11 protein-coding genes are annotated in these 16359 nt (G+C 70.8%); 8 read left to right on the top strand and 3 right to left on the bottom strand.

The features are described 5' to 3' along the window. Positions 1-416: 416 nt before the first annotated feature. Positions 417-1841 (bottom strand): cytochrome P450, encoded by a 1425-nt coding sequence (locus ACLVWQ_RS07250; protein WP_414107339.1) that lies wholly within the window; start codon positions 1839-1841, stop codon positions 417-419. Between the two features lie 541 nt (positions 1842-2382). Here ACLVWQ_RS07250 and ACLVWQ_RS07245 point away from each other — a divergent pair. The 4 genes from ACLVWQ_RS07245 (at position 2383) to icmF (ending at position 8560) form a co-directional block, all read left to right on the top strand. Next, a complete protein-coding gene (locus ACLVWQ_RS07245; RefSeq protein ID WP_414107338.1) occupies positions 2383-2847 on the top strand; it encodes a cupin domain-containing protein in 465 nt (154 codons plus the stop codon). 29 nt (positions 2848-2876) lie between these two features. Continuing rightward, complete coding sequence (locus ACLVWQ_RS07240) at positions 2877-3251, top strand: nuclear transport factor 2 family protein (protein ID WP_414107337.1); 375 nt, start codon at positions 2877-2879, stop codon at positions 3249-3251. Positions 3252-3548: 297 nt separating this feature from the next. Next, on the top strand, positions 3549-4994 hold the full coding sequence (locus ACLVWQ_RS07235) for a glycoside hydrolase family 43 protein (protein ID WP_414107336.1): 1446 nt from the start codon (positions 3549-3551) through the stop codon (positions 4992-4994). Positions 4995-5332: 338 nt separating this feature from the next. Continuing rightward, complete coding sequence (gene icmF / locus ACLVWQ_RS07230) at positions 5333-8560, top strand: fused isobutyryl-CoA mutase/GTPase IcmF (protein ID WP_414107335.1); 3228 nt, start codon at positions 5333-5335, stop codon at positions 8558-8560. A 186-nt stretch (positions 8561-8746) separates the two neighbouring features. Here the strand turns inward: icmF and ACLVWQ_RS07225 are convergent, their stop codons facing one another. Continuing rightward, on the bottom strand, positions 8747-9385 hold the full coding sequence (locus ACLVWQ_RS07225; protein ID WP_414107334.1) for a CHRD domain-containing protein: 639 nt from the start codon (positions 9383-9385) through the stop codon (positions 8747-8749). 214 nt (positions 9386-9599) lie between these two features. Here ACLVWQ_RS07225 and ACLVWQ_RS07220 point away from each other — a divergent pair, with 214 nt between their 5' ends. The 4 genes from ACLVWQ_RS07220 to ACLVWQ_RS07205 all read left to right on the top strand — a co-directional run bounded on the left by ACLVWQ_RS07220 (position 9600) and on the right by ACLVWQ_RS07205 (position 14632). Further along, positions 9600-10127, top strand: a complete 528-nt coding sequence (locus ACLVWQ_RS07220) for an ATP-binding protein (protein ID WP_414107333.1) — start codon at positions 9600-9602, stop codon at positions 10125-10127. Positions 10128-10289: 162 nt separating this feature from the next. Further along, positions 10290-13427 carry a discoidin domain-containing protein gene (locus tag ACLVWQ_RS07215; RefSeq protein ID WP_414107332.1) on the top strand — a complete coding sequence of 1046 codons (3138 nt, stop codon included), beginning with the start codon at positions 10290-10292 and terminating at the stop codon, positions 13425-13427. A gap of 381 nt (positions 13428-13808) precedes the next feature. Next, positions 13809-14168, top strand: a complete 360-nt coding sequence (locus tag ACLVWQ_RS07210) for an STAS domain-containing protein (RefSeq protein WP_414107331.1) — start codon at positions 13809-13811, stop codon at positions 14166-14168. Between the two features lie 137 nt (positions 14169-14305). Continuing rightward, positions 14306-14632, top strand: a complete 327-nt coding sequence (locus ACLVWQ_RS07205; protein WP_414107330.1) for an STAS domain-containing protein — start codon at positions 14306-14308, stop codon at positions 14630-14632. A gap of 241 nt (positions 14633-14873) precedes the next feature. On the opposite strand, the gene ACLVWQ_RS07200 is transcribed toward ACLVWQ_RS07205, so the two are convergent. Then, positions 14874-16322, bottom strand: a complete 1449-nt coding sequence (locus tag ACLVWQ_RS07200) for a WGR domain-containing protein (protein WP_414107329.1) — start codon at positions 16320-16322, stop codon at positions 14874-14876. Between the last annotated feature and the right edge of the window lie 37 nt (positions 16323-16359).

The following is a 16359-nucleotide window of genomic DNA, read 5'->3' as shown; positions in this document are numbered from 1 at the left end:
CGCCGCCTTCCCGTCAGGGACCGTCTCCCTCACGAGAGCGGCCCTGCCCCGACCCGGGAAGACGGAAAGATCACCGTCCGGGTTCCACCTCGTGCGGTGTTCGGCATGGAAACACCGTGCCCGGTCGTTGGCTCCGGCCGGGCGAGACGTGGATGGATCATGAGTTGCCCTGCGGGAGGGGTGGTGGTGCTCGACAGAGACCCTGAGTGGACACCGTAGCGGCTCGGCCGGGTCCCTCACGTCCCTGCCTGACCGGTCGGCCGGGCCGGGGGCCTGGCCGACCGGTCACTCCGAGAACGCCACGCGCGCGGCCGCGGCCCGGTCAGGCCCGCGCCTCTCTCGTCCGGTGCCGCCTCAGCCGCGGAGCGGAGGTCGCGCGCCGGGAACGCAGCCACCCTCCGGACCTCCGGCCGATGTCACACGCCACTCCCCTCCCGGGCGAAGGTCATGGTCAGGCGGTCGGGCTTGACCGTCACGACGGCCTGCGGTTTCGGCGGGGGTGAGGTGAGCCGGATCTCCGGCCACACCTGCAGAATCGTCGTGAGGATGATCAGCAGTTCCGCCCAGGCGAAGTTCTCGCCGATGCACTTGCGCCGGCCGTCGCCGAACGCGAGGAACGAGCCGCGCGTCTCGGCAGCGCGCTCGTCGGTCCACCGGTCGGGGTCGAAGGCCTGCGGGTCGGGGAAGTACGCGGGGTCGTGCTGATGGAGGTAGGGGCTGTACACGACGTCGGCGCCCTGGGGAATGGTGTGCCCGCCCAGCTCGACGGTCCGGGTGGCGGTGCGGGTCACCAGCCAGGCCGGCCCGTACTTGCGGATCGTCTCCTGCAGCACGCGCCGGGTATAGACGAGCGAGTCGACGTCCGCGTAGCGCAGGGGCCGGTCCCCGCAGACGGTCCGGAGCTCGTCGATCACCCGGCGGTACACCGTGGGATTCCGGGTGAGCTCGTACAGCGTCCACGCCAGGGTGGTACCCGTCGTCTCGATGGCCCCCGTCAGCAGGGTGATCGCCTCGTCCTGCAGCTGCTGCCTGCTGAGCGGCCCCGCCTGCGGGTCCTCGGCCGTGAGCAGGGCGTCGAACAACCCGCCCTCGTCCTTCCGCTCGGCGGCGTGCGGGCACTGCGCGGCATCGCCTCGCGCCACGTCCACCGGATTGACGAAACGTTTCTTCGGATCATGGTGATCGATGGCCTCGTCGATCAGGACACGGAGCCGCTCCACACGCTGCGCGTGCGCGCGGTTGGCCGGCAGCGGCAGCCTGGTCACCCAGCCCGGCAGGATGGTCTGCCGGATGGTGCCCTGCATGATCACGGGCATCAGCTCGATGAACTCGCCCTCCAGATGGCCGGGCAGGTCCTCCCCGAACAGCGCGGCGAGGAAGGCGCCCAGCGTGAGCGCGTTCATGTCGTCGTAGACGGGACGCCGCTGCCCGATGTGCCACTCGGCGACCGCGGACCGGACCTGGTCGATCATCAGGTCGCCGCGGCGGGCGATGTGCGCCTTGTTGAACATGGGCTGCATCATGCGGCGGTGACGCAGATGCGTGTCACCGTCGGCGACGGTTGCGAGCCCGTCCCCGAAGAACACTCTCAGCGCGTCGATGATCTTGCCGCCCTTCGCGAAGGACGCGGCGTCGCCGACGAGCACCCTGCGCGTGAGGGCGGGGTCGGTGACGACGTAGGCAGGGGTCGGTCCGATCCGTATGCGTACGACGCTGCCGTGGTCACGCAACGAGGTGATGAACGGCAGCGGTCTGCGGGCCAGTTGAATGCCGTGACCTATCAGCGGAAGGCCTCCGGGGGCAGTCCGCGTGGGGGTGGACGGAGTGGACAGAGCACACATCGTATGTATCTCTCCTTGTGGGGATCCGTCAGATTGCGCTCCATGCATGCCCACCACGAGAACAGCAAATGCCCCTCTTTGTGTGATCAATACGCCACACCGAGGAGTGGCACGGCCGACGGGCACCGGGTGCACGGCCCGCCAGCCGCCCGGGGCCGCGGTCGCCGGTGGTCCGTTCACGGCCCTTTCGTGGCCCGTTCGCGGCCCGAACGCCGGGGCGGCCGGGGGCCGTGACGTCGAAGGTTTCCCCTTTCCGGTCGGCCGCTCGCCCGGTCCGCTCACCCCGATCCACCTCTATTCGACAGCTGTCGAACAAGGGTCTAGGGTGGACGCAGGATCGCATCGCGCGACGAAAGGACGCTTCGGCGGCAGCCGTACCGGACAGCGGGTTCGGCGCGCGCCGTTCCCGTACGCAATCGGCGACCCGCCCTCCGGCGATCGGCTCTCGCGGGCCGCCGGGTTCCGCGAGCCGCCGAGTCACCCGCTCCACCGAGCCGACCGCCCCCTCCGGGGAGCCAGGCATCGAGAAGAGGAATCCCCCATGAGCATTGCCCTCGTGCGAAACCCGGGCGACGGCCAGGACTTCGGCTACTACGACAACGTCATCGAGCAGGTGGTCACCAATGCCGAGACGAGCGGAGCGGCCAGCGTCATGCGGCTCACCGTGGGCCGCGCGGACGCGCCCCCGCTGCACAGCCACAGCCGGGAGGACGAGAGCTGGGTGGTCCTGTCCGGCCGCGTCCGGTTCTGGGTCGGATCGACCTCGCTCGACACATGCGAGGTGCGCGACGCCGAGCCGGGCGCCTACGTCCATGTGTCCCGCCTGATCCCTCACACCTTCCAGACCCTCACGCCGACCGCGGAGGTCCTGGTCATCAACAACCCCGGAGCCGTCGAGGGCCTCTTCCACTCGGTCGGACCCGCTGACGCGCGCGCCGACGCCGAGCACACCGACCTCGCGTCGGAATACGGAATCGTGAACTTCGACAACCCGCCGGCCGCCTGACATCACCCCCGACATCGACGAGGAGCACCATGAGCCACGACCTCAGGAACAAGGTCATCACCTTTCTCCACGCACTGGAGAAGTCCGACTGGGAGGCCGCGCGGGCCCGGTGCGCCGACACAGTCACCGTCTGGCACAACGACGGGAAGGGCGACGAGACAGGCGAGGAGTACTTCGAGGGGCTGCGGGACCAGATCGGTTCCTACGCGGCGATTCGGTACGACGTCATCCGCCAGTTCGCCCGGCCCGGCGAGGTGCTTCAGCAACACGTGGTGCACGTGACCACGGAGGACGGCGAGCGCGGCGAGGTGCACGCCGCGGTCCACTTCGACTTCGACGACGCCGAACTGATCACCCGCATCGAGGCGTACGCGAACTACGTCCCCGTCGGTGGGAACAGCTGAGGGGACAGCACCAGCCGCCCTCGACCGAGGGCCTCTCACCGCACGGCTCCGGGGCGGCGTGACCCACCTCGCGGCGCACATACGGGAGTTCGCGTCGCCCGCCTCTTCGCGCAGGCCGGGCCGCCCCCTGACCCGTCCCCCTGACCCACCCTCCTGGCATCACGCCTGCCGGCCCGTCGGAATCCCTTGCTCCGCCGCCCTTTACATCGATGTAATCACTGTGCTGCCATAGGCAACCACCAGCTCATGTCGCGCTGTCCGTCACACCAGGACCCCGAGATACGTTGGGAGCCATCGATGCGTGCTCGGTCCGTCAGCACCTTGGCAGCCGCCCTGTTCGCCCTGCTGGTCGGCCTGCTCTGGGCACCGCAGGCCCCCGCCGCGACGCCGGCGGCCACGGCGGCGGCAGCCACGGGAACCTTCCGCAATCCGCTGAACACGGGACCCGACCCGTTCCTGACGTACGCGAACGGGGCCTACCACCTCACCACCACGCAGGGCGGCAGCATCAAGATGTGGCGCTCCCCCTCGCTGGGCACCCTGCTCGACGCCGAACCGATCACGGTATGGACGGACACGGACGCCTCACGCAACCAGCACATCTGGGCGGCCGAGTTCTACCGCTTCGACAACCGCTGGTACATGTACTACACCGCCGACGACGGAGTGGACGACCACCATCGCCTGTACGTCCTGGAGTCGGCCGGCGACGACCCGACGGGGCCGTACCACTTCAAGGCGAAGCTCACCCCGCCCAACCACACGAACGACTTCGCCATCGACCCCGGCATCCTCCAGCACAACGGCAGGCTCTACCTGGCCTACAGCGGTATCAACGCGTACCAGCACAACGGCCTGAACATCGCGCCCATGTCGAACCCGTACACCGTCTCGGGCAACGCCGTCGCGCTGGACGGGGCGGGCGGCTGCCCGGAGGTCCGCGAGGGTCCCGAGTTCCTGAACCGCAACGGCCGGACCTGGATGACGTACTCGACGTGCGACACGGGGAAGCCCGACTACCAGGTGTGGGAGATGTCCCTGCCGAACGCAGCCGACCCGCTGGTGCCCGGCAACTGGACGCAGCGCTCTGGGCCCGTGTTCTCGCGCAACGACGCCAGAGGGGTGTACGGCCCTGGCCACCACGCCTTCTTCCGCTCCCCCGACGGGACGGAGGACTGGATCATCTACCACGCCAAGTCCACGTCGGATGTCACCTACAGCAACCGCACGACCCGTGCGCAGAAGATCGGCTGGCGGGCCGACGGCGGCCCCGACCTCGGCACTCCGCTCGCGATGGGCGCCACGCAGAACCTGCCCTCCGGCGACCCCGGGTCCGGCAACCACTGGATCAACGACGACGGCCGTTCCAGCGGCACCGGCACGGTGACGTACCAGGGTTCGTGGAACTCGGGCACCGGGTGCGCGGCGCAGTGCTTCTGGGGCGACGACCACTGGAGCGACCAGACCGGCAACACCGCGACGTTCAGTTTCACGGGCACCAGGCTCGCGCTGCTCTCCGTGAAGGACACCGGCAACGGCATAGCCGGCATCCGCGTCGACGGGGGCACCGAACAGCGCGTCGACTTCTACGGCGCCCTCCGCACCGGCGAGACGCTCCAGTACCTCAGCCCGCGCCTGCCCTACGGCGCACACACCGTGCAGGTCCGTGTCACCGGGGAACGCAACTCCTCGTCCGGGGCGGCGTTCGTGAGCGTCGACCGCGCCGAGGTCTACACGGACTGACCCCGTGCGCGGCGCGTGCCGCGCTCGAGCGGTGCGACGACCGCCAGGAGGCGCTCGGCGCGCGCCCGTGACCTGCCGGCGACGCCCGGCCCGAGTCGGCGCGGGACCCGCTCGGCCCCTGCGCCGTTCACCGCGGGCCGACGCGCCCGTGCCTGCCCATGATCGGCCCGGCGTCGGAACCCGGCCCCGGGCCCCGCGGGCCCCGGATCCCGGGCCTCGGACACCCGGGGCTCCTGGACCCCCCTGGCGAAAATACTTGGACGTCCTACTATATTGAATTACTAGGACGTCCTCGTACCTACGACGCCACGCTGTTCCGTGCTCCGGGAAGGCTCTCCATGAGCGACATGCACCAGCCCGCGCATCCCGTGCGCCTCGTCACCGCCTCGGCCCTGTTCGACGGCCACGACGCGTCGATCAACATCATGCGGCGGATCTTCCAGTCCCAGGGCGCCGAGGTGATCCATCTCGGGCACAACCGCTCGGTGCAGGAGGTCGTCGACGCGGCCCTCGAGGAGGACGTGCACGGCGTGGCGGTCTCGTCCTACCAGGGCGGGCACGTGGAGTACTTCGAATACCTGGTCGAGTCGCTGCGCGGCCAGGGCGCGGAGCACGTCCGGGTGGTCGGGGGCGGCGGCGGGGTCATCGTGCCGGAGGAGATCGACCGGCTGCGCCGCAGCGGGGTCGTCATCTTCTCCCCCGAGGACGGCCAGCGCATGGGCCTGGCCGGCATGGTCAACTCCGTCGTACGCGACTGCGACTTCGACCTCTGGGACAGCCGGCCCGCCGACATCGGCGCCGTGCTGACCGGTGACCGGTTCGCGATCGCCCGCGCGATCACCGGCGCCGAGTCGGGCAAGCTGCCGGCGGACGGCCTGGAGCAGCTGCGCGCCGCGGCGGCGAAGCGCAGCACGCCCGTCCTGGGCATCACCGGTACCGGGGGCTCGGGGAAGTCGTCCCTCACCGACGAGCTGGTGCTCCGGTTCCGGCGCGACCAGCAGTCCAAGCTGCGCATCGCGGTGATCGCGGTCGACCCGACGCGCCGCCGGGGCGGAGGCGCGCTCCTCGGCGACCGGATCCGGATGAACTCCCTCGACGGGGACCGGATCTTCTTCCGCAGTCTCGCCACCCGGGGCAGCCATGAACTGCCCGAACACCTGTCCGACGTGATCGACGTCGTCAAGGCGGCGGGCTTCGACCTGGTGATCGTGGAGACGCCGGGCATCGGGCAGGGCGACGCGGCGATCGTGCCGTTCGTCGACGCCTCGCTGTACGTGATGACGCCGGAGTTCGGTGCGGCCTCCCAGCTGGAGAAGATCGACATGCTCGACTTCGCCGACGTGGTCGCCATCAACAAGTTCGAGCGCCGCGGCGCCAAGGACGCCCTGCGGGACGTGGGCCGCCAGCTGGTCCGCAACCGGGAGGCGTTCCACCAGCGGCCCGAGGACATGCCGGTGTACGGCACCTCCGCGGCGACGTTCAACGACGACGGCGTCACCGCGCTGTACCAGCATCTCAAGACCGTCCTCGACGCACACGGCCTGCCCAGCCAGGAGGGCGTGCTCACGCCGGTCGACGTACGCCACTCCTCGGGGATACGCCAGGTGGTGCCCGCCGAGCGGGTGCGCTACCTCGCCGAGATCGTCGAGACGGTCCGCGGCTACCAGCGGGAGTCCGAGCGGCTCGCCGAGGCCGCGAGCCGCGTACAGCGACTGGAGGCCGTACGGGAGGAACTGGACGGGGCCGGATCCGACAGCGGAGGTGTGCGGGAGCTGCTCACCGAGGCCGGCCGGCAGCTCGGTCCGGAGGTGACGGAACAGCTGGGGAACTGGCCCGCCGTCGTGGCGTCCTACTCCGGCGACGAGCAGGTCGTGAAGGTCCGCGGCAAGGAGATCCGCACGACGCTGACCCGCGAGTCCCTCTCGGGCAACAGGATCCCGCGCGTGGCCCTGCCCCGGTTCACCGACCACGGTGAACTCGTACGGTTCTGGCGCCGGGAGAACCTGCCGGGCGCCTTCCCGTTCACCGCGGGTGTCTTCCCCTTCAAGCGGGACGGCGAGGACCCGGCCCGGATGTTCGCCGGGGAGGGCGACCCGTTCCGGACCAACCGGCGCTTCAAGCTGCTGTCCGAGGGGCAGCCCGCCACCCGGCTGTCCACCGCCTTCGACTCGGTCACGCTCTACGGCCGCGACCCGGACGAGCGCCCCGACGTCTACGGCAAGGTCGGCACGTCCGGCGTGTCGGTGGCGACCCTGGACGACATGAAGGCCCTCTACGACGGCTTCGACCTCGTCGCCCCGACGACCTCCGTGTCGATGACGATCAACGGCCCGGCCCCGACCGTGCTGGCGTTCTTCCTCAACACGGTCATCGACCAGCAGACGGAGAAGTTCCAGGCCGCCGAGGGCCGGGCCCCCTCCGCCGAGGAGGCCGCCGGTCTGCGTGCGCACGCGTTGGCCACCGTGCGCGGCACCGTGCAGGCCGACATCCTCAAGGAGGACCAGGGACAGAACACCTGCCTGTTCTCCACCGAGTTCTCGCTGCGGATGATGGCCGACATCCAGGAGTGGTTCATCGCCCACGGGGTCCGCAACTTCTACTCGGTGTCGATCTCCGGCTACCACATCGCCGAGGCCGGCGCGAACCCGATCAGTCAGCTCGCCTTCACCCTCGCCAACGGGTTCACCTACGTCGAGGCCTACTTGGCCCGCGGGATGCACATCGACGACTTCGCACCGAACCTGTCGTTCTTCTTCTCGAACGGGATGGACCCCGAGTACTCGGTGCTCGGCCGCGTGGCCCGCCGCATCTGGGCCGTGGCCCTGCGGGAGAAGTACGGCGCCAACGAACGTGCGCAGAAGCTCAAGTACCACGTCCAGACCTCCGGCCGTTCCCTGCACGCCCAGGAGATGGACTTCAACGACATCCGTACGACGCTCCAGGCGCTGACCGCCATCTACGACAACGCCAACTCCCTGCACACCAACGCCTACGACGAGGCCGTCACCACCCCGTCGGAGGAGTCGGTGCGCCGCGCCCTGGCGATCCAGCTCATCATCAACCGCGAATGGGGGCTGGCGATGAACGAGAACCCGATGCAGGGCTCGTTCGTCGTCGACGAGCTCACCGACCTGGTCGAGGAGGCCGTCCTCACCGAGTTCGACCGGATCAACGAACGCGGCGGTGTGCTCGGCGCCATGGAGACCGGCTACCAGCGCGGCCGTATCCAGGACGAGTCGATGCTGTACGAGCAGCGCAAGCACGACGGCACCCTGCCGATCATCGGGGTCAACACCTTCCGTCGCCCGGACGGCGGCCACGAGCCCGTCGCGGTCGAACTCGCCCGCGCCACCTCGACGGAGAAGGAATCCCAGCTCGGTCGCGTCCGCGCCTTCCAGACGGAGCACGCCGAGGAGGCGCAGCGGGCGATCGACCGGCTCAAGGAGGCCGCGGTGGAGGGAGCCAACGTCTTCGAGGCCCTGATGGACGCCGCCCGGGTCTGCTCCCTGCGCCAGATCACCGAGTCCTTCTTCGAAGTGGGCGGCCAGTACCGCAGGAACGTGTGAGGACCGCGGCGCCCCTCCGGCGCGGGGCCGGTGGCGTGGCGGCGCGCCGGGCGGTGGGCGGGGCTCCTGGTGGTCTGTCCGGTTCCTGTTGCTGCGCCGAACCACCAGGAGGCCCCGCTTCTGTGTCTTCGCCTCACCCGGTCGCCGGATCACCGTTCCTGTTCGGCCGGACCGGCGCCTGGCGGGTTATTCGGCGCCCTTGACGACGGCTCCGAGCGTCTCCTCGCTCATGGCGTCGGGGACACGGACTCCGGTGGGGAGCTTGTAGGCCTGGCCGCGGACGGCGCCGCCGGGGAATTCGCCGGTGTGAAGGTTGAAGTACCAGTTCCCGGGGTTGGCCTTGATGCCCTCCAGCAGGTCGTGATCGTCGACGGTGACCGTGCCGTGGACGAACTTCGCGCCGTTCTCCAGCTTCTCTGTGAAGAACGGGATCTTCACATCGCCGTTGACACCCTTGACCCCCTTGTGGAGGTGACCGAGGGTCGGCGTCTCCGTGCCCGTGAAGGTGAACGCGTAGGAGACCTGGTCGCCCTGGATCCGCATCAGGGCGAGCGCCTTCCCGTCCTTGTCGCCCACGGCGGGCCCGCCTTCGACCGGCACCTCGCTCGCGCCGTCGAGGACCGAGCCGAAGAAGGCCGCGTCCGCCTTGTTCTTGTCCCACCGGCCGACACCCTGCGCGGTATCGCCCCCTCCGGTGTGTTCCGTACCGGTCGACGCGTGACCTCCGGCGGCCGCCGGGCTGCCTGCCCCGGCACCGGTCGCGGTGTCGTCACCGTTGCAGGCGGTCAGCGCGAGCGCGCCGACGACGGCGGACACGACGATCATCGCAATACGCTGGCTCTTCATAGCAGTCATGACCTCTCGAGTGGTACGACCACAGCTGTCGTGTGGTCCGTCACCCACCACACGGGCCTCCCCCGCGGTCCTGGTCACCCGATGACACGCCTGAGACATTCCTGAGACGGCCCGCGCTCACTCGGGACGCGATCTGGACACAGCGGCCGCGCCGTACCGGACTCCCCCACTAGCGTGAGGGCCCATGATCGTATGGCTCAACGGAACCCACGGCGCGGGAAAGACGACGACCAGCGCACTCGTGCAGCGACTGATCCCGGATTCACGGGTGTTCGACGCCGAGAAGGTCGGCGAGACCCTCATGGACATCACACCGGTGCTGCCCGGCCCCGGGACGGACAACTTCCAGCACTGGCCGCCGTGGCGACCGCTCGTGGTCGAGACCGCCCACCGCGTGCTCGACTACACCGGCGGCACCCTGGTGATGCCCATGACCGTCCTGGTCGAGCAGTACTGGCGCGAGATCAGCGCGGGACTCGCCCGGCACGGCATCCCGGTACGGCACTTCGTCCTCCACGCCGACCAGGACACCCTCCGCGGGCGCATCGAGGGGGACACCGTTCTCGGCCCCTCCCCGTTCCGTCTCGCGCACCTCGAGCCCTACGCGGAGGCGGCCCGCACGTGGCTGCACGCCGAGGCCGAGGTCGTCGACACCACGCGTCTCACACCCGACCGGGCAGCCCTCCGGATCGCGGAGGCCGTCATCCTGTGAGGTCCGCCCGTCACCCGACACGGACCAGCGGTACCTGAGTCTTTGCCCCTTTTACCTCAGTGGGACCGAGCCCCTTGACGCGCCGACGAAGGTGGACAAAGAATTGGCGCCGACAATGACAACGTTGTCTTTGTGCAGTAGGGCAGTAGGAAAGGCGCGTACATGCTCCACGGAGACCTGCAGGTGAACAGACGTCGCTTCGTCCAGCTCGTCGGTGTGTCGGCGGCCCTTGCCTCCCTCCCCGCCACCCTGGGGACCGGCACCGCCCACGCCGCGGGAGGCTCCCACGACGCGGCGGACGTCACGGCGGACGACGTGGCGGCGACCTACTACCGCGTCCTGCTGAACCACACCCGGTGGTCGGAGACGCAGTGGGACGAGTCCCGCGGCTACTACACGGACAAGGACTTCGGGTTCGCCGTGGTGCTCGGCAACGCCGTCCTGCTCACGCACGGCTCCTACGACGGCGACCGGGCCGGGGTGGACGTGCGGACGCTCCGGACCCGGACCCTGGCGACCATCCGGCACTTCGCCGCCTCCAACCGGCTCACCGGCGGCACCCAGTGGGGCCGGACGCTGTTCTTCGACACCACGTTCCAGCTGTACTTCGTCCTCGCCGCCCGGTTGCTCTGGGACGACCTCGACGAGGCGACCCGCGCGAACGTCGACACCATCGCGCGCGAGCAGGCGGCCTACACGACGAACCTGGGCACGGGCAACGACCCGAACTCCGGCAGCTGGACGCCCAACGGCCTGGCCGGCGGTCATCAGGGGGACACCAAGCTGGAGGAGATGGGCGTCTACGCGCAGTCCCTGGCCCCCGGTCTGGCGTGGGCCCCGGACGACCCACGGCACGCCGACTGGCTGGCGGCCTACGGCACGTGGTCGCGGAACGAGGCCGGTCTGCCCCAGGCCGACCTCGCGAACCCGGCCCGCGTCGACGGAGTCCCGGTCTCCGACAACAAGGCCCGGAACCTGTACGACGCCTTCATCGTCGAGAACCACGGCTCCTTCGGTCCGCACTACCAGGAAGAGCTGTGGCGTACGTCGGGCCGCAACGCCGCCCACTTCATCACCGCGGGCCGTCCGTTGCCACAGGTGCTGACCGAGCAGCCGAACGCCGATCCGCTGTGGCGCACGCTGCTCGGCGTGATGAGCGACGCGGGCGAGCCTCTCATGCCCATGGTCAACGACCGCGAGCACCTCTACGGCCGTGACGTCATCCCGCTCGCCTTCCTCGCCCAGGTGGGCGGCGACCGGGCCGCGGCACGCGCCGAACAGGCCCTGGCACAGCGGCTGGAGTCGTACCAGAAGTACCCGCCCGAGTACCGGCTGGCGAAGTTCTCGGGTGAGCCCAAGTACGAGCCGGAAGCCCGCGCCGAGCTGGCCATCAGCTATCTGCTCCACCTGTGGGCGGCGGGCCAGGGCCGCACGGTACGCCCGCTGTCCGAGGACGAGCTGTTCCGGCAGGCCTCCGGGGTCACCGATTTCGGTGCGGAGGTCGGTCTGGTGTCGCACCAGTCGCCGGGCGCCTGGGCGGGTGCCGTCACCAAGCCGGGCTTCGTGAAGTTCGCCTGGCAGCCGGCGCACGACGACTGGCTGTTCCGGCTCAGCGGGGCGACGGCCATGTTCCTCCCGGCCACCTCGACCGCGGTCAAGAGCCGCGACGTCCGTACGTACACCACGCTGCGCGACGGGTTCGACGGCAGCGCGACGGTGCTGCGCGCGGGCGCGGGGATCGCGGGCCTGACCACGCTCCCCTCGGGCGCCGTCGTCTACGCGACCACCGGCACCGCGGCCGGTGAGGGCCATCTGGAGGTGCACAACCTCACGATGCCCGGCCTGGCGGGGCTGACCGGCTCCCGCACGTACCGCTTCGCCGAGGGCAGTGCCACCGTCGCGGCCCAGGACGCGGGCCCGTCGGGGGCCGCACCGCGCGTGGACGACGTCACCTTCCCGCGCACCGAGGTCCGGCACCTGCGCATGCTCGGTGTCCGCCCCGACCCGGCCTACGGCTACTCGCTGTACGCCTTCGAGGCGCGTGACGGCGCCGACGGCACGGATCTCGCCCGCGGCGGGACGGCCACCGCGTCGTCCTTCGACCCCGGCAAGGAACCGGCGCTCGCGGTGGACGGGAACGCGTCGAGCAGGTGGGCGGTGTCGAAGGCGGACCGCCCCCGTGCGGACAGCTGGCTCGCCGTCGACCTCGGCACGGCCCGCAGCGTGGACCGGGTCACCCTGCGCTGGGAGGCGGCCGCCGGGCGCGCGTACACCGTGCAGGGTTCGGCCGACGGCCGGCAGTGGACCGATCTGGTGTCCTGGCCCGTCCCCGACGCGGTCAGCGAGGGCGGCTGGCTCGACGTCGACGGCCGCGCCGGTCTCGTCGTGCGCGGCTCGAAGCAGCGACTCGCCGTGTACGGCGACACCGTGGTGCTGGCGGACGGTCCGGCCGCGCCGCTGCTGGTGGAGGGGTTCCCGGGCGCCTCGGTGGCCGTCCTGCGTGCCCTGGCCGGGCGTGCCGTGCCCGAGGCCGCCGACGGCTCGGTCCGCGCGGCACTCACCGAGGACCACCTCAGTCTGTTCAACCTCTCCGAGCAGTCGGTCACCACCCGCGTGGACGTTCCGCAGTCCAGGTCACGGCTGGTGCTGTTCGAAGGGCAGCAGAGCGTGACCGGGAGCGGAAGCGCGTACGAGGCCCGGATCGAGGCGGCTTCGGCGCTGTTGCTCCCGCCACGGCTGACGTTGCGTCCGCTCGCCGGCGGCCGGCTCCCCGAGGGCCTGCGGGCGGAGGTCGTCGACGCCGCCACCGTCCGGCTCACCGGCGTCTCCTGCCGGGTCCGGGTGACGGGCCAGGACGTGAGCACGGTCGCCGTCGTCCGCGCCGGGCACACCACGACCGTCACCCTGCGCGGCGCCACCGCCTACCCGCTGGCCGACCTCGCGCTGGGACGCACGGTCTTCCCGACCGACCCCCTCCCGCCGGGCATGTCCGACCCGGCGGCCGCCGTCGACGGTGACCCGGGGACGGCCTGGACGCCCGGACCCGACGGCCGCCTGGTCGTCGACCTCGGCGCCCGGCTCCGGGTACGGGACCTGCGCACCGGGTGGACGGGGGGCCGGGTCCCCGGTCTGCGGGCGGAGTTCAGCGACGACGGCCTGACCTACCGGCCGGCCGGGAACCTGACCGGGCACGGCAGAACCCGCCGGCTCGGCACGGACGTCACCGCGCGGTACGTCGCTCTGGTCACCGACACGAAGGGCAGGACCGGTAGCCGCCTGACCCGCTTCTCCGTGAGCTGACCGGGGTCGGCCAGGACACCGCCGCCGGGGAGGAGAGCACACCGGCCGGACCTCCGACTGGAGGTCCGGCCCACGGGCCGCCTCTGGGGACAGGGGCGCATACGAGACGCAGCAGCCCGGCCGGGCTGCTTTTGACGAGACGGCCATGTCCGTCGACGGCCGCTGAATCCGTACGACCGATGACCGAACTGGCAAGCCATAGGCGAGGTGTTCACCTCATCGAGCGACTTGGCATGCAGGGAATCGTTCTTGCGGCTGCCTCCGTGCATAGGTTCACAGCAACGGCGTTGCCCCAGACCTTGGTTGGGCCGGTTGTTTCCTTGACTGTGAACTGCGCGCCTGCCTCTGCCAGGGGCAGCTACTCACCGAGGTGATGCCGCCGTGCTGCACGATCCTCCGCGTGCCTTCTCCGCGCACGTGCGTATGTACCGGACGCACGGACATACGGTCGTCGAACTGAACGGAGAGATCGATCTGGCCGTCGTCGAGGAGATCGGTGTCCGTCTGCAGGTGGCGGAAGCCCTCCCCGGAGACTCTCTCGTGATCGACCTCAGCCCCACCACGTTCTTCGGCTCCTCGGGCCTGCGGCTGCTGTGCGGCACCCGCGACCGCGTCCAGGCCCGTGGCGGATGCCTGCGGGTGGTCTGCCCGCACGCCCTGACCCTGCGGGTTCTGCGGTTCGCCGGGCCTTTTCGGGTCCTGCGCACGCTGGACGAGGCGCTGGGTCGCACGCCGGTGTGAGAACCGCCGCCGTCCGTGCCGCAAGTGGGGGACGGGCTCCGGCGGTCCGAGGCTTCCGTGCCTCGGCGGGCAAGGAGGATGATGGCAGCAGTCCCAGTCATCCAGCTCCCCAGACCCCGGAGCGGTGCGCGGTGTCCTTGTCTCCCTCTGTACAGCCCGGCCTGAAGACCTGCCGGACCTCCCGCCCGCCGGGAGTGCGGTTGGCCGGTGTCCTCGACACGACCACCAATGTGGCCTTGGAGCGGTGTCTCGCCGACCTGGTGGCCCAGCATCGCGGCCGAGTGATCCATGTGGACCTCACCGCGGTGACCTCGGTGAGCCTGGCCTCCCTCGCGCTGCTGGTGGCCATGGACGGCCGGGCCCACCGGGACTGCGGCGAGCTGCGCCTGCGGCTGTCCCCGCGTCTTGAGCGGCGCTGCGAGAGAGCGGTGCGGGTGGGAGCGTTCGTGTCGCCCCGCCGCTGAAGTCCCGGCGGGCACCGGCCGATTCCAGGTGCCGGGGCTCCACGCCCCGTCGAGGCCGGGCCTGACCGGGCCGCTCACCGGCTGTGAACGGCGCCCGGCCGTACCGCGCCTGGCCCTGTACCGCGCCCGGCCCTGTGCCACGGGCGGGCCGCGTGCCGCCGACCGGACGACGCCGGTGCGCCGCTTCCCTCGCCTGGATCGCCGTGCCGCGGGGCGCTCGCGGGTGAACTCGTCAGGCCGGTCAGATCAGGCGGCGGATGTCACCGCGGACCCGGTAGAAGCCTCCGGCCGCCGCGTGCAGGGCGTCGACGACGTAGCGTGCTCCGGGCTCTCGTATGGTGCGCGGGAACTGGACGTTCCACGACGGCTCGTAGCCCTCCGACACCACGTGGACGCGCATGCGGCCGGTCGTCTGGACGCACTCCACGACGATCGCTCCGGCCGGGGCCTGGGAGACGGTCGCCATCGCGGCCGCGGCCGTCGCGGGTTCATAGGTCGGCAGGGCCTCGGCGAGCTTGACGTCCCGCGCCACCGGCACCGTGCCCTGCTGCGCCGCCGTGATGGCCGCCTCGCTCGCGTCCACGCACACCAGGGAGCCGTCCGTGGTCACCAGGTACAGCCGCCCGTCGTGGTACTGCATCGACAGCGCGGAGCCGCCGCCCGTGCCGAGCTTCCACAGCCGGGTGCCGTCCCGGTCGAAGCAGTAGACCGACGAGGCCGCGTCACCGGCGAAGACGAACCGGCCGCCGGGCGAGGTGGCACACGAGTAGACCGCGCCGTCGCAGGCGTAGGTCGCCTCGACCCGGCCGGTCGCCTTGGACAGCCGCTGGACCGCGCGGTGGGCGGTTCCCGCGTACACGGCGTCGTCCTCCTGCCAGCCGAACAGGACACCCCCGCGGGTCGGCGTGTGCCACAGCTCGCCGCTCCCGTCGGGCGCGTAGGCGGTCACCCCCCGCTGGTGGCCGTGGTAGACCGCACGGTCGTCGGCACGGACCATCCAGGCGTGCTCGCCCTGGCTGCGCCGGGCCCACTGGTGCTCGTCCTCGTGGTCGATGACGGTGAGCCGGCCTTCACGGTCCGAGACGTTCAGGACGCCCTCGTGGATGTCCAGCCAGAAGATGTCGACGTCCGCCGCGACGTCGTACGCCGCGAACGGCAGCTTCGAGGACAGGTCGTAGACCCGGCCGTCGTCGCATCCCGCGTAGATCCAGAAGTCGTCGGCGACCAGGCACTTGACACCGTCCGGCAGGCTGAAGCGGGCCAGGACACCGCCGTCGTGGTCCAGGGTGAAGACATCGCCCGACTGGTTGCCGACCCAGCAGCGGTCGTCGTCGACATGGATGCCGAACGCCGACGAGCCGGTGCGGAACCGCCACAGCACGGGCGCCACGGCACGTGCGGTGGAGGGGGCCGACTCCACCTGACGCCGGGTCACCGAGCGCGGCGCGCGCTGCCCCGCGACCGCCGGAGCGTACCCCTTGCGGACCTTCTCCCCCACCTTCTTCGCGGCGGCGGACCGGGCCTTGTCCGCTGTGGGGAACGTGGTGGTCTGGGTCTGCCCGGCGGCGCCTATCCGCCCGTACCGCACTGTCACCAGCGTGCCGTCGACGGCCACTTCGTAGAACTTGTGCGCGGCGCCGTCCTCCTGCGACAGCTCCAGATACGTCGTCGACGCGGACTCGGTAGACATGACAGACCCCTCCCGGGACGGGCCCGCGGTCTTTCCG

Origin of the sequence: Streptomyces sp. CWNU-52B (assembly GCF_047444975.1) — a bacterium.
GTDB lineage: Bacteria > Actinomycetota > Actinomycetes > Streptomycetales > Streptomycetaceae > Streptomyces.
The sequence above is the reverse complement of the archived record's forward strand: the minus strand, read 5'-3'. Positions and strand labels throughout refer to the sequence as shown.